At 59.7% G+C, this 13,614-nt stretch carries 14 protein-coding genes and 2 pseudogenes; 9 read left to right on the forward strand and 7 right to left on the reverse strand.

Annotated elements, in window-relative coordinates:
* Positions 1 to 245: 245 nt before the first annotated feature.
* The 4 genes from QA640_RS46185 to QA640_RS46200 all read right to left on the reverse strand — a co-directional run bounded on the left by QA640_RS46185 (position 246) and on the right by QA640_RS46200 (position 3,285).
* The gene (locus QA640_RS46185; protein WP_283043175.1) at positions 246 to 944 is read right to left on the reverse strand and encodes a hypothetical protein; all 699 of its coding nucleotides are present in this window, start codon (positions 942 to 944) and stop codon (positions 246 to 248) included.
* Between the two features lie 89 nt (positions 945 to 1,033).
* A complete protein-coding gene (locus tag QA640_RS48555; protein WP_349253772.1) occupies positions 1,034 to 1,396 on the reverse strand; it encodes a hypothetical protein in 363 nt (120 codons plus the stop codon).
* Between the two features lie 36 nt (positions 1,397 to 1,432).
* Positions 1,433 to 2,017 (reverse strand): protein-S-isoprenylcysteine O-methyltransferase, encoded by a 585-nt coding sequence (locus tag QA640_RS46195; RefSeq protein ID WP_283043176.1) that lies wholly within the window; start codon positions 2,015 to 2,017, stop codon positions 1,433 to 1,435.
* Positions 2,018 to 2,022: 5 nt separating this feature from the next.
* A complete protein-coding gene (locus QA640_RS46200; protein WP_283043177.1) occupies positions 2,023 to 3,285 on the reverse strand; it encodes a hypothetical protein in 1,263 nt (420 codons plus the stop codon).
* A gap of 107 nt (positions 3,286 to 3,392) precedes the next feature.
* Between QA640_RS46200 and QA640_RS46205 the strand changes: the two genes are divergently transcribed.
* From QA640_RS46205 to QA640_RS46215, 3 genes are all read left to right on the forward strand, one after another.
* On the forward strand, positions 3,393 to 4,175 hold the full coding sequence (locus tag QA640_RS46205) for an SGNH/GDSL hydrolase family protein (RefSeq protein WP_283043178.1): 783 nt from the start codon (positions 3,393 to 3,395) through the stop codon (positions 4,173 to 4,175).
* Between the two features lie 180 nt (positions 4,176 to 4,355).
* Complete coding sequence (locus tag QA640_RS46210; protein WP_283043179.1) at positions 4,356 to 4,616, forward strand: hypothetical protein; 261 nt, start codon at positions 4,356 to 4,358, stop codon at positions 4,614 to 4,616.
* A 410-nt stretch (positions 4,617 to 5,026) separates the two neighbouring features.
* Entirely contained in the window at positions 5,027 to 5,935 is a 909-nt protein-coding gene (locus tag QA640_RS46215) for a lipid A biosynthesis lauroyl acyltransferase (protein WP_283043880.1), read from the forward strand.
* Here the strand turns inward: QA640_RS46215 and QA640_RS46220 are convergent.
* The gene (locus QA640_RS46220; RefSeq protein WP_283043180.1) at positions 5,915 to 7,531 is read right to left on the reverse strand and encodes a B12-binding domain-containing radical SAM protein; all 1,617 of its coding nucleotides are present in this window, start codon (positions 7,529 to 7,531) and stop codon (positions 5,915 to 5,917) included. The genes QA640_RS46215 and QA640_RS46220 overlap by 21 nt on opposite strands.
* Positions 7,532 to 8,043: 512 nt before the next feature.
* On the opposite strand from QA640_RS46220, the gene QA640_RS46225 reads away from it, so the two are divergent.
* The 6 genes and pseudogenes from QA640_RS46225 (at position 8,044) to QA640_RS46250 (ending at position 11,846) form a co-directional block, all read left to right on the forward strand.
* Positions 8,044 to 8,484: a hypothetical protein gene (locus QA640_RS46225; RefSeq protein WP_283043881.1), complete on the forward strand. Its 441-nt coding sequence runs from the start codon at positions 8,044 to 8,046 to the stop codon at positions 8,482 to 8,484.
* 16 nt (positions 8,485 to 8,500) lie between these two features.
* Positions 8,501 to 8,928: pseudogene (locus QA640_RS46230) on the forward strand (RraA family protein); the annotation flags it as partial.
* A gap of 681 nt (positions 8,929 to 9,609) precedes the next feature.
* Positions 9,610 to 9,837 carry a recombinase family protein gene (locus QA640_RS48560; RefSeq protein ID WP_349253773.1) on the forward strand — a complete coding sequence of 76 codons (228 nt, stop codon included), beginning with the start codon at positions 9,610 to 9,612 and terminating at the stop codon, positions 9,835 to 9,837.
* An 808-nt stretch (positions 9,838 to 10,645) separates the two neighbouring features.
* A pseudogene (locus tag QA640_RS46240) lies at positions 10,646 to 11,170 on the forward strand (SOS response-associated peptidase family protein); the annotation flags it as partial.
* A gap of 112 nt (positions 11,171 to 11,282) precedes the next feature.
* Positions 11,283 to 11,405, forward strand: a complete 123-nt coding sequence (locus QA640_RS46245; protein WP_283043181.1) for a hypothetical protein — start codon at positions 11,283 to 11,285, stop codon at positions 11,403 to 11,405.
* 171 nt (positions 11,406 to 11,576) lie between these two features.
* Entirely contained in the window at positions 11,577 to 11,846 is a 270-nt protein-coding gene (locus QA640_RS46250) for a hypothetical protein (protein ID WP_283043182.1), read from the forward strand.
* 228 nt (positions 11,847 to 12,074) lie between these two features.
* Here QA640_RS46250 and QA640_RS46255 read toward each other — a convergent pair whose 3' ends face one another.
* Positions 12,075 to 12,542, reverse strand: a complete 468-nt coding sequence (locus QA640_RS46255; protein ID WP_283043882.1) for a hypothetical protein — start codon at positions 12,540 to 12,542, stop codon at positions 12,075 to 12,077.
* A gap of 768 nt (positions 12,543 to 13,310) precedes the next feature.
* A complete protein-coding gene (locus tag QA640_RS48565) occupies positions 13,311 to 13,565 on the reverse strand; it encodes a hypothetical protein (protein ID WP_349253774.1) in 255 nt (84 codons plus the stop codon).
* Positions 13,566 to 13,614 lie beyond the last annotated feature (49 nt).

The raw sequence follows: 13,614 nt of genomic DNA on the forward strand, positions 1-13,614 counted from the left end.
GGACGAGCGCTAGAGACTGTACCTCGGATCGTTACGCCATTCGCGGTCGCCTTGATCGCGGGCTATGCGAAGCTTGGGCTTTTCGCGGCGGGCCCTCCAACCGATCGACGGTTGTTTGGCAGCCTTCGACGGTCAATATTGCGCCCCCACTCTCTCGGATGACGCCGCTCACTGAATTCGTGGAAGATCCGGCGCCTATCGAGACCGCTGATCAGGAAAGCTGCATGAGCTCAACACTGAGGGACCTAACCTCGTTCAGGTTCAAGCTGCACCGTTTTTCGTCCGCCGTTCAGCTCTCTGAGTCGGTTTACATATTCCTCAGGCTTTAACAGATGAAACGGAGCGTTGAGACCCATGAAAGTCGCTATGCGTCCGATAAAAGCAGTGCAGTTGGTCGTTGCTGCATTCCACACCGGCGAAGTCTCCTGCAGGTGTTTGATGTAAGCAAAGACCCTCTCGGCATCGGCCTCATTCAAATAGACGCGATAGCTGGCCGTCAGATATTGCTCGTCAAGATCACCATAGGTCGCACCTGTCTCAGAGGGGACAAATATGAGGTGTCCCAAGATGTACGGCAGCTCGTCGCCGGCCGGAGCCAGACCCGCGACCTCGACCTGCTTTTCGTTCGTCTTTCCGTACCAGATGAATGCATGACCGTACGTTGCTGCCGTACGGGCACGAAAATCAACATAGTAGGGACCCTTGGCAGCAGCTCTTACTGGCTTTACATCTGAGGTGGCCAGCGGGGCACCCGGCGTAACAGCGGCCATGCTCTCCGCATGCTTCGTCGCCGAATTGGGGAGAGCGTCCCGTTGCTGATGGTCGGGACGCGCCGCGAGTGGTTGTGCACTACTGATCCCGGCTCCCAAGCCTACAAAAGCCGCCAACATGGCGGCCCTCGCAAGAAGCTCCAAGCCCGGATATTTCCGATTCACTCCCGCCATCTTCGAAGCCTCTTGGATCCAAGATCCGATGCCACAGGCAGTCCGCCCACCCCAAACGAACGCCGCTGGCGTACGAATGGATAGTCAGATCAACCTTTGGTCACCAACGGAGCCGGGGCCGCGACCGGGTATTTGCCCACGGGGCTCTTACCAACGGGGTATTTGCCGACGGGATATTTGCCAACCGGCGTGGGAGCGGCGGCAACCGGCTGAGGCCGTGGCATGTCGGCAGCAACTGCTGTTCCCACGAAAGCCAAAGAAGCGATACCAAGGACCACGAATTTCAACATTGGGTTCACCATGATTCGGTAGTTGGAATTCACATGACACGCATAGAAATAACCTGACGCTCGCCACGACAGCAATGAATAGGCCGAGGAGTCGGCAGTTTCGAAAACTTTTTTTGCCGTATGTTGCGAAAATGGCACGCAAATTGAGCTGTTTGGTTCCAAGTCGATTTCGTGGGCCCCCATAGGTCGGGACCTACCTCAGAGTATCCACGGAAAGACTCGACCGGTCCGCGCCATATACTCGCGATACCTGTCGCCAAACGTCTGCAGCATCATTCGCTCTTCTCTTGCGACGCGGCCAAAGAACAAAATTCCGAAGCCGGCCAGACCCGCGAAACCGGCAATCCAATTAGGCAGCAGCAATGCCTGGGCGATAGCCCACAGCCAAAATGCCGAATACATCGGGTGTCTAACTCTCCGGTAAATCCCTTCCATTACGAGTTCATGGTTCTCCCGCACGTCGAGACTTATCGACCAATTCCGGCCGAGTGCACGGTGAGTCAGGTGAAAGACGCCCAAAGCCGCAATCGCAAAGAGAGATCCGAGCCAAGCCAACCAGGGATAAAAGCTGTGAGCTGCGAAACGAGGTATTCCTGTCGCTACGTAGACGAGCGGCACAAGTCCAAGCCCCGAAAGAGATATGAGCAGGAGCGTAGTTTCCAGCGGGCCGCGAGCGCTCCACACAATCCTCGCACGGCGGGAACGCCGCGCGTACTTATAGCGTATGAGGTACCAGCCGATCGCCAATGCAACGAAAATCACTTCCGAAATGGTGGGCGTCATTTGAATTAGGCTGCCGCGCCCGGACGACCCGGCAGTTCGTTTTCCGACAGCGGTACGCTCGCAATAAGTCCTCCGTCGTCAGCGATCATCGACACGGCGCCATCCGGGGCGAGCGTCTGGGACTTGGCTGAAATAGGTCCGCATGTGAGCATGAAGTAATCGTACGATGTTCGCCTGTCATTTCCACTGACGAACTGGCAGTGCACGCGGAAGAAATTGAAGCGGATGCGTTGATACATGTCGTGGTCAAGCATTCGACTAATCTTCACGACCCTGACGGTCGCCTCGTTTTCTGTCGACAAGCCCATATCGGCCATTGGCCGGCTTTTGTAAAAGTTCAACAGGTCGATGAGGGCCTGATAGTCGCCCCAGAAGATCGCGTGCGACTTGGCGACGCGTTCCACCGTCGTGCGAAAGCGTATTGCCTTCGGGTGCAGGCCAATCTTGAGTATGGATGATCCAACGCTCAAGAATGTGACGGGAATTTTGTTCTGACCGAGCGCAGGGTCCAGCTTCAATGCGCGATCAAGTAGATCAACCGCAAGTACGGCGCCGAGACTGTGGCCTATGACCAAAATTTCGTCTGCGGCAGAGTTGCTCGCCGCAGCCACGAGCTCCGCGGCCAACCTGTCCAGCCTTTGCTCGATTTCCGAATTACCGCATCGAATATACTCGCGAGAAAAAATCCAATCGTCGAACAAGTCGCCTAGGTGCAGCCAGCGCCACGGGCCGGCCAAAACGGCTGCGAACCCGACGAGACCGCCACCGGTAGCAATGGGAATTGATCCGGTGATTTTGAATGCAAGCACGCCAATCAAGAAGGCGGCCGCGATGAGCAGTCCGAACATGACCAATGGATAGAGAAAGAAAAGTGCGTAGCGCCAGTTGGCCAGCAAGTAGCGCCAAAGAGTGCCGGACAAAACGAAATCGAGAAACGCAAGAATGCCGACGGAAATGCGTGAGCCAATGCTTCGACGCCCGAAGGCCTCAATTACGTCGTGCCATCGGACCAGACGGTAATCGGTTTCGACGTGCCAATCGGGGCCGGTTGTCGTCACATTCCATTGCATCTGGTCGGCAGTATCATGCGAACCGTCAACGGCCGCTTTCACTGACCAGGTATGTTGGAACCTGGCAATCTCGCGCACAAAGCGTCGTTGCGCGCTGACATGCGACGTGATTGGATCATAGCCGCCGATATGGAATACCAGTCGCTTCGCTATAGGCTTTCCGGACAGGGTCTTACCGGCGACTATCCGCGGATTCATCGTGCTACTCACTGCCCACGCGTCAATCGACCTGAAATCAAATGACAGAACGTTTGACGCCAAGGGTTGTCAAGAGAGAATCGACCAGTTATTGGGGAACAGTGTCGATGTATTTTGCCATGCGCGTAATCCGAACCGCTCGAACAGTAGCGTCGATCGGTGCTGCCATGATGATCGGATTGTCCAGCACGGCGCCCTCTCGAGCACAGGACGAGATATCATCTGGAGAGAGATGCCTTGCGGCAAACTTGGATGTCTCGTTGGGCACACAATTGCCCCATACGGCGGCGCGTTTGAGATCTGGCGAGCCGTTAAAGATTGTAGCGATCGGATCATCGTCGACAGTGGGACTCTGGGTGTTTAGGTCCGCGGCCACATATCCAGAGGTGATGCGCCGGGAGCTCTCGAGGCTTAGATCGAACGCCAAGATCAACGTCATCAACAGCGGTCGAATCGGCGACACAATTCCGAACAACATCGCACGCTTCGAGCGTGACGTTTTCGCCCACGCACCTGATCTCGTTATCTGGCAATTGGGCACCAATGACGTCGCCTGGGGTGGCCGGCCGGACCAAGGGCTCAAGAGGAGCGTTCTTGAAGGGGTAAGGGCCCTTAAGGCAGGGTCTGCCGATGTCGTGCTGATGGATCTGCAATATGCGCCGCAGGTGCTCGCTTCCGCTAGCTACCCAACTATGGAGGGAATCATCGCCGATGTCGCGAAGCAGGAACGGGTCGGGCTATTCTCTCGTTTTGCGCTGATGCGAAATTCGATCAATGCCGGAGTTGCGCAAAGCGCGCTTGTAACGTGGGACGGATTGCACAACACCGCAGATGGTTATGATTGCATTGGACGAGCCCTTGCCCGAGCCATCTCAACGAGTGCGCGTTGAGAGGCCCGAGCTCAGGCGAATCGAAGGCTGCGGCTTCGCATGAGTTTGGGCACCGGCCCGGACAGCGGCGCCGAGCGTGCAGATGACTGCCAACGCGAAAAGACCAATTCTCCTCGACAATCACCGCAGCTCTGGCAGCGGTGACAGCAATTCGCTCCGACGCTGTCAGGAGGTGCGCTCATGCACCATTATGCCGGCCAACTTGTTGACCTGTTACTGGTGCTTGTCGCCGCGTGGATGGTGCCGGCCAGCATTTTTATTATCTACGTCTATTTCGCTCGTATCAAGAATCCGGTCAGCGAATCGGTCTTCGGACGTGTGGTCATCATTTCCTTGTTCATCATAACCACGTCGATTTGGCTCCCGATCATTATGGCCGCTATCGCCCTATCACTGATCGGTCATTTGTGGTCCCGCTTCAGGGTAAAACCACGCAAGTAGCTAGCTATTGCTAAAGGCGCAAAAGATGGAGTCGAATTTGGAGCGGCACCTCAGCAAAATAGAAAAAGGGAAGCAAAGCAATGCCCGCGTCTCCTAGCTCTGACGATTGCAATCAATATCTAACAATCGCCGCGGCTGCAGAGTGGCGACCGCAAATTCGCTGCTCAGTGTGTGCACGCAGCAAGGTGGCTTTTCAACCGACGCTTGCTTGCAAATTTGCAACTGCATAGCTTCGGAAATGGAAGCGAATTTTGGTAACGAGGCTCTGGGCTCCATTGATACGCCGAGCGTTGAGCAGCTGCATCAAACTAACGAAATCACAATGCGGTGCGTCCGATGCGCGCTAAAACACATGGAAAACCGACAAGTGTTAGGCAGGATTTTCGTTGGTTTCTGATGCAACGTCCGCTTTGCGCCGATTTCGCGACGTGACCAAGCCCCTGGGCCAGGCCGCGGTGGGTGCGCTGACGATAGGGATACTGCGTACCGCCCGCTTTTTCGATCCGATCAGGACCGCCAACCTGTTTGGCCGGGTTGCCCGTTCGATCGGGCCCCTGATGCGGGAGCACAAGATCGGTCGCGCCAATCTAACCGCCGCATTTCCGGAGAAATCGCCGGCAGAGATCGAGGCCATTCTCGCAGGCGTATGGGACAATCTCGGTCGAGTCGGAGCCGAATTTGCGCATCTTGATCATATCTGGGACTACGATCCCGCGCGGCCCGAGGACAGCCGGATCGAGATCGACAAGCGCTCATACGAGTTGTTCACGCAGCTCCGGCTCGACGGCAAACCGGCGCTGATCTTTGCAAGCCATCTCGCCAACTGGGAGCTTCCCGCGCTGGCCGCCGTCGCGCACGGGATGGACGCGGCGATCCTGTATCGCCGGCCCAACATCGCGTCCGCCGACCGCATCATCCAGGATATGCGCGCCGTAAAAATGGGGACGCTGATTCCGGCTGGTCGTGACGCACCCTTCAGACTGGCGGAGGCCCTGAAAAATGGTCAGCACGTCGGGATGCTGGTCGACCAGTATCTGACCAACGGCGTCGAGGTGACTTTCTTTGGCCGCAAGACCAGGGCCAACCCGATGCTGGCGCGGCTGCTGCGGCAGATCGAGTGCCCGATCCATGGCGTACGCATTATTCGCCTGCCGGGAAACCGCTTTCGTGGTGAGCTGTCCGAAGAAGTGAAGCCGGTCCGGGACGCCGCCGGCCAAATCGACATTCAGGGAACGATGCAGGCGGTCACGTCGGTGATCGAGGGCTGGGTCCGCGAATATCCCGATCAGTGGCTTTGGCTACACCGCCGCTGGCGGTAGCGCCCGTTCAGCGCCCGCGGCCATCGCCGGAGGCATAGCGTCCAGTTCAGCCATGCGGCGGTCGATCTCGCCGATCACGCGCTTGGAGAACGGCCCGAGGTGCATGTACAGCGCCATCAGCATCACGATGTAGCGCAGCGCGCCCGGGTTGGTCTTGGCGACCTCCACGAAGGTCTTCCAGAACGGCTCGCGGACCTCCGGCAGGGCCCGCATGATCTTGTGCACGCTGTCGATGCCGCCGATTTTCTTTCGCAAGTCGCCGTCCGGGAGGTCGCGGCGACGGTCGGATCGGTCGAGCATGGCGGCGAGCCGTGACAGCCGCCTCGCATAGGCTGCCGGACTGTACACCTGCCCGAGCACCGCCTTGTAGTCGGCAAGGATCTCACGGAGCGGACGCATGGTATCGAAATTACAGCCGAGCGTGCACTGATCGCCGGCCTGCTCGACGTTCATGAGGTCATGGCCTTCATGCAGGCGGCCTTCCTTGGCCAGTCGCCGGGTGAGCTGCGTGCCAGGCAGCGCATAGAGCAGTCCGACCATGCAAACCGGAATGCTCGCCTCGTCGATGAAGTCGGCCATTGCCTGTCCCATCGAGGCTTTCTCATTGTCGAATCCGACGATGAAGCCCGCGGTGACGAACATGCCGTAGCTGTAGATCTTGTGAATGCACTCGGCGATGTTGCGTCTGGTGTTCTGCTTTTTCTTCATCTGCACGAGCGTCTCCGGATCCGGGCTCTCGATGCCGACGAAAATCGCGAAGAAGTTCGCGTCCTTCATCGCCTGCAGCAATTCGTCGTCGTCCGCGATATTGATCGAGGCTTCGGTGGAGAACTCGAGCGGATAGTCGCGCTCTTCAAGCCAGTCCTTGAGCCGGGGCAGCAGGGTGCGAAGGTTCTTCTTGTTGCCGATGAAATTGTCGTCGACGAAATCGACATGCCCACGGTAACCGTGGTCGTAGAGCGCCTGCAGCTCGGCGAGGATCTGATCGTTGGTCTTGGTGCGCGGCACGCGGCCGTACAGCTCGATGATATCGCAGAACTCGCAGGTGAACGGGCAGCCGCGTGAATATTGCACGCCGATGAAGAGATAGTGCTCGAACTTGAGCAGATCGAATCGGGGCATCGGGCTTCGTGTGACGTCGGCCGTAAATTTTTCGGCGACAAACACGCCCGTGCGGGCGCCGCTTTCCCAGGCGGCGATGAAATCCTCGATGATTGCCTCGGCCTCGCCGAGCACCTGGAAGTCCGCGTCCGCGTAAAGATGAGGGCTGGAGGTCACGTCAGGCCCGCCGACACATACTGGCTTGCCGTGCAGATGGGCGAGATCGATCAGGTAGACGGCATCAGGCTGCTGGTTGAGCATGCCGCCGATCATGACGAGATCGGCCCAGTCGAGGTCCGCGTCCGTCAAAGACTCGGTGTTGCGATTGACGAGACGGATGTCCCAATGCTTCGGCAACATGGCTGCGACGGTGATCAGGCCGAGTGGCGCTGCCGGATACTTCGCGCCGACGAGTTCGCAGGCTGCGGTATAGTTCCAGAACGAGTTCGGAACGAACTTCGGATAGATCATTAGAACGCGGCAGGGATACGTCATGTTGCTCCGGCTCGGACCTTGAGGGTCACAATGCCATGCAGTTTGTCGGTGGGCAACTGTGGTTCAACGTACAAAAAGCACCGCTGGATTGGTCGTGGAAGCTCAGCCAGATGCAGCGCTGCTTTTGACCGGGACCTGATCGACGGAGGGCATTATGGCCAGCGGTCACGCGAATCGCGCTAATAGGCCGAACACATGGCTGCTCCGACTACCGCCGCATGCGTAAAGAAAGCTCTTGCCAACCTGGAGCCGTCCACACATGGCCCTAATGCGAAGTGCTGGCGAACTATGAAATAGCCCGCCTATCGAGGAGTAAAGCGGAATTCAGCGGTGCCTACGACGTGGAGCGCAGCGGAAAAACAATGGAACCGGACCGCGCCGTTGCCGAGCGCGAGGCGGGCACTTCTTGGATCACTGGCGCCTAGATAAAGCCACGAACGGGAAGGACGCTTTTGCTGTTTCGCGCATCACGCAAAACGATCAAATCTGCTTGCTCGAACCAGGGTAGGGATATGAAGTTCGTAACGTGTCTGCTTGCGGCAGCGCTCTTGCTTGCGGGTGTCGGGGCAAGTCAAGCGGCAATCCGCATTGCTGATGATCGGGGCGGTCGAATCGGAAGCTACATCACCAAATTTCAACGTCTGCATTCATCCGGACAGTCCGTGATCATTGACGGTCTCTGTGCCTCGGCCTGCACCATCGTCCTCGGCGCGGTCCCTCATGACAAAATCTGCGTGACCTCGCGTGCGGCGCTTGGTTTCCATGCCGCGTATGATTTCGGCATCAACGGCCGCACCTTCACTAATCGCGAAGCAACCATGATGCTGTATTCGATGTATCCGACGCCGGTGCAGCGGTGGATCGCCGTGCGCGGCGGGTTGACGCCCCAGATGATCTTCCTGCGCGGCAAGCAACTTCAGGCGATGTACCAACCGTGTTACTCGATACGTTAGGATCGGTTGGACGCTGGCGCTTGAGATGGTCGGGCTAGGCGATGTCATCGTGGTCGATGGCGGCGGCGACGAGACCCGCGCGCTGGTCGGCGAGATCATGAAGAACATCGCGCAGGGGCGTAAGGCGGAAGGCTACGTGATCGACGGCGCGATCCGCGATGTCGCGGCTTTTGCTACGTCTGACCTTCCCTGCTTCGCGCGCGCGGTGATCCATTAAGGGCCATACAAAGATGGCCATGGCGAAATCAACGTGCCGGTGTCGGTCGGAGGCTGTGTTGATTTCGCCCGGCGACATCGTCGTCGGCGATGAGGACGGCGTGGTGTCGTTTCCAGCGACGGCGGCCGCAAGCCTGCTCGAAGCGGTGCAGGCCCAGGCCGCACGTGAAGAAGAGACGCAAGGCGATCTGCGAAGGCCGCTATCAGGGCTCTTACGGCAAATCCTGACCGCTTGCCGAGGGGGAATATTGGCTCAATTGCGCCGAGCGGCCACAGAGCACTATCCATAAACGGCTCATGGCGGCGGATGATATTTAGCTCATCGGCGAATGAGGCGGCCTCGTTCTATCTGGCGAACGAGCGTAGCTGTTTCATCTGCAGCGAAGAAAAGCGCTCACCGTCGTGATGTCGGAAGTCGCCTCATTGACGATGATCCAATCGTCGGCAGTACGCTATCATCAGCTGACCTGCCCGGCTTTTCCTAGTGAACGCGGTGGCTCGCCCCCAGCTGCATCGCGCAAGCGAACCCGGTCCGCCGCAGGTTTCAATTAAGGAACGCGCTGATCTTGAAGCCTACTGCGCTTACCAGCAGGTCGCCCGCCGTTTCCGCTGTGCCTTCACCCTCCGTAGCGAAAAACATCTCTAATGCGTGGAGCGGGCCGCACGGAATGTGTGGCGAGCGCCGCACCTGATCGGCCTCAGATCACCTAATGTGCCGACATGGCATTCTTCAAGCGAAAGACAATGACCGAGCAAGTCGAAGCAGAACTCGCGGCGTTGCGCGAGCGAGCCGAAACGCTGCGTGGCCGCGATGCGGCTTGCCGAGGCCGCGCTCGGTGACGCCAAAGCAAAGCTCCAGCGCCACCACCTCGAAGCCACTCTCGATGCGGACGTAGACACGCGCAAAGCTTGTCGCGTGACGCTCAGTTTCTGCTGGGGCTTGAGAAGGCTGGCGTTGACTTTGTCGCCGCCGATATGCCGAACGCCAACCGGTTGACGGTCGGCATCATGGCGATGCTGGCGGAGGAGGAACGGCGCATAATCAGCAAGCGCACCAAGGACGCTGGCGGCGGCGAAGCGGCGCGGTGTGAAACTCGGTGGAGATCGCGGCGTGAGGCCGACCGCAAGGGCCCGTAAGCTCGCTATCGAGGTGCTGCGTGAGCGGGCGGCGAGAAGGGCAGCGGATATCGCGCCAGTCATTGCCGAGCTACAGGCGAGCGGCGCAACGAGTCTCAAGGCCATTGCGACTGGCCTTACCGAAAAAGGCATTGCGACGCACGCGGCAAGAGCGCATGGACCGAGACGCAGGTAGCACGCGTGCTCGAACGCCTGTGAGGCGCTCGCGCGCGCCGGTCGCGCTGCTGGCGCGGCGCTCAGCGAGGCCGATCACTGCCGGCCATTGCCGATGCATTGAACGCACGCGGCATTCCCCGCGCGGGGATCAGGCGATTGGTCGCCGACGCAGGTAGCACGCCCTCGTGCCCGGCGCCGCCACGACCGCCTCGCCACTTCAATCCAGGTGCCGACGTAACCTCTTGATGAACTCCCGCAGATCATTCGCTCAAGGGTCCGCCGGAAGCAAAAGTGAGGAACGGCCTCGGCGCCGAGGCTGGTTAGATGGCCGCCGAAGCCGTCCCCGTCGCGCGCGCCGAAGCGCGCACATTCATTGTATTGGGGAAGTGTCGCCAAGCGAGACACTCTTTTGGATTATTCCCAGCGTCATGGTCCTCGGCGAGTGTCGGAATCGAAAGGGGTCGCCCTTCAGCGACCCCTTGCCGGTTGAAATCTTGTTCGGGATGTGAAATGCCAGCCCCGGCCGCCACGAGAACAGCGCTGGGGAGAACGCAAAACACAGTTGCACTGCCTCGCCATACAAATTGACGACCTATTCAAGGGTCACGCAATTGAGAAACGGGCTTACCTCTTTAGTATCATAATCTGCCACGCGACCAAGAAGCGGGCCCGGAAGCTGGAGGCCAAAGGCAAGCTGGTCGCTTTCAAGGAGCTGCTGCGGATGGAGCCGGACGGCGGCACCACCAACATCCGCAACGTGCGCAGCGCGCATTGGAAGCGTTGGCTCGGGCCCGAGCACCGCTGCCTGGTGCCGTTCACCTCGTTCTCGGAGTACGACACCATCCACGGCAAGAAGGTGCCGGTCTGGTTCGCTCCGGACGAAAGCCGCCCCCTGCTCGCGTTCGCCGGCCTCTGGACCAACTGGACGAGCGTGCGCAAGACGAAAGAAGGCGAAGTGACGACCGACGTGTTCGGCTTCCTGACCTGCGAGCCCAATAGCGAGGTGAGGCGGGTCCACCGCAAGGCCATGCCGGTGATCCTCACCACCACGGAGGAATACGACGTCTGGATGCGCGCCCCTTGGGACGAAGCCAAGGCGCTGCAGCGGCCGCTTCCCGACGGGGCGCTGAAGATCGTCGCCACGGGCGAGAAGGAGGACGGACCGCTCGCAACATAGATTGCAGCTCCGGTCCGTAGGAATACGGGGGCGACCCATCCCACCCTCGAATGGCTTGCCTTTCGGCAACGCGCGCGACCGAATGCCGACGTCGACATCGCATGAGGGATCGGTGGACGAGGCCAAGATCAAGCTCACAAGTCTCTTGGATCTGCAAGCGCTGCGGCTGCTGCGCGCCTTCTTCAGGATCAGCGACCCGCAGCGACGTAACCTGAGACGTCCAGCTGCGACGTGAGCCCGAAGAATTCGGCGGCACGCTGCCTCCAAATTGGCGCAGGGTCGTTTTGCACAGACGACGGAACACGTGGACAAGCGCGAGCTCCAGCGATTTCGAATCCCTGCTGTGTGCTAACCGCCCGGAACTAGCGACCGGGCGGAAGGATTCGTCCGGGCAGGAGCGATCTCGATGCTGATGACGAAAGAGAAAAGGCCAGCGATCCGGACGCTGCGCGGCTGGGCGATCTCGATCCTGCAGGAGGCCGGCGCCATCCGCGAATGCGAAGAGCACGGGTGGATGCAGGACCGGGCCGATCCGTATGCGCGCGATCGCGCCTTCGACATCGCCCGCCGGGATCCGCCGCCGGGCATTTCGCCGGAAGCAGCCGTGGCCGAGGTTCGCGATGTCCTGGATTCGATCGGCGACACCTGCCCGGAGTGCCCGCCAAGTTGTTGCTAAGCCGCCTGTTCGGACTTGGCTCCGAGCGACGGACCCGGGATTCGGGCAATTTGCTGCCAGGCCAGCGCCAATATGATCCAGCGCTGCCGTTCGGCTCCATCGGCTTCCGCAGCGATCGGACCGTAGGGATCCGGGGGCCGTGAAGGTGATGACTTCCCAAGTCTCCGGAAGCGCCAAACCTGACGTCTCATGTTCGAGTCCATAAGGGCGGCACCCCGCTTCGGACTACTACTTGCTGCGAAGTGACAGGCTGATGCGCGTGACGATGTCGTCCCAGTCGTGCTCCTCGCTGGCGGGGTAATTGATCAGCACGCAATGAACCAGCCGGCCGGCGAAGTTGCAGCGGTCGTACCAGACCTTGTCGCCCTTGTAGCTGGAAACCGCGAAGAAGCGGGGCGTTACTCGCTTGTACTGAATGCGCGGGGGCGGATCCTTTTTCGCAAGGAACGCAGCCGGCGAATCGTTCGCGACGTTGGGGGCGGCCTGTATCGTGAGGTCGGCGCGGCCGTCGGCGGTCCGGAAGCGTTGCCCATATCCATCCGGTCGACCCGCCTCCTCGGTGAAGATCGAGGACGGGAAGTCGACCGAGGTGCCGGTCTGGGGGATGCTGTAGGTGGTCCACCTGACCGGTTGCGCCGAGACGGCCGATGCTGAGACAGCGAATGCAAACGCGATCGCCCGTGCCGTCGCTCTCATCGAAATCTCCTCCCAATCTTCCCGAGCGCTTTGCTGCATGTCATGCCGTGGGAAAAACTGAACGACTGAGTCCGTTCCAAGAAGTCCGTCTGTCGGAGCTACAGTGGTCCGCCTTCCTCGACCGGGTCGTTGGACTCCCTCGATCTTGGCGAGCAATCTCTCGATTTCATCGCGCTCGTTCGGACCCGGATCGTTCTCCAGTCGTTCGAGCAGCCGCTGCTTTTGCGCAAGCAGGTTCGCCACCGTCGACATCGCACTTCCTCCAGCAGGCTCCTTCAGGGTGCTGCGCCGGCGTGCCTCGTTCCAGTGGCCCTCCCTCAGAAGATTCCGAGGAGGGCAAAAACCGCGACTTCGCCGACGAAGGCGATGGTCATGACTGCGACCGTGAGAATCATGTCGCCTACCGGCATGCTGGACATTGGCTGCGCCTCGCGTTGCAGCCCCTGTCCTGAATTCATGAGGGCATGAAAAGGTTTCGGTTCCGGAAGGCCGGTTCCGGGTATAGCGTCCGCGGGCAGGAAGTTCGAGCGGGGGGCGCGGTATGCGATTCCTTGAACTGTCGTGCTGGTGCGTGACCGCGGCCGGTCTGCTCGCCATGGTCGCCGTCGTTGCTCTGCTCTGAAGCGGCGACTGCTCCCTTACAGAGGAGCCAATCCCATGTTGAGAAGCTGCGAGACGGCGGTGACAAGCTGGGCGGGGGCAAAGGGCTTGGTGAGCAGAACGCTCTTGGGCACTCCGAGCCTCGCCCATTGTCGGCGGCCATGCCGGTCATGTAGACGACGGGAAACTCCGGATCCCGCTCCCGAACAAGACCGCGAGGTCCCAGCCGCTCGTCTTGCCTTTCAAGTTCACATCCGTGACCAGTGCCCGGAATTCGTAGAGGCCGCTTTTCAGAACGGTGGCCGCTTCTTCCGCCGACGACAGGATCTGCGGCCGGAAGCCGGCGTCGGTCGGCGCCTCCTCCAGCATTTCCTGAATCTGGTAGTCGTCCTCGGCCACCAGGATGGTGAGAGATTCGGTCAACAGGCGCCCCTGCTATAGACGGCGATTCTACGCAGCGCGGACGGCCAGG

Origin of the sequence: Bradyrhizobium sp. CB82 (assembly GCF_029714405.1) — a bacterium.
GTDB lineage: Bacteria > Pseudomonadota > Alphaproteobacteria > Rhizobiales > Xanthobacteraceae > Bradyrhizobium.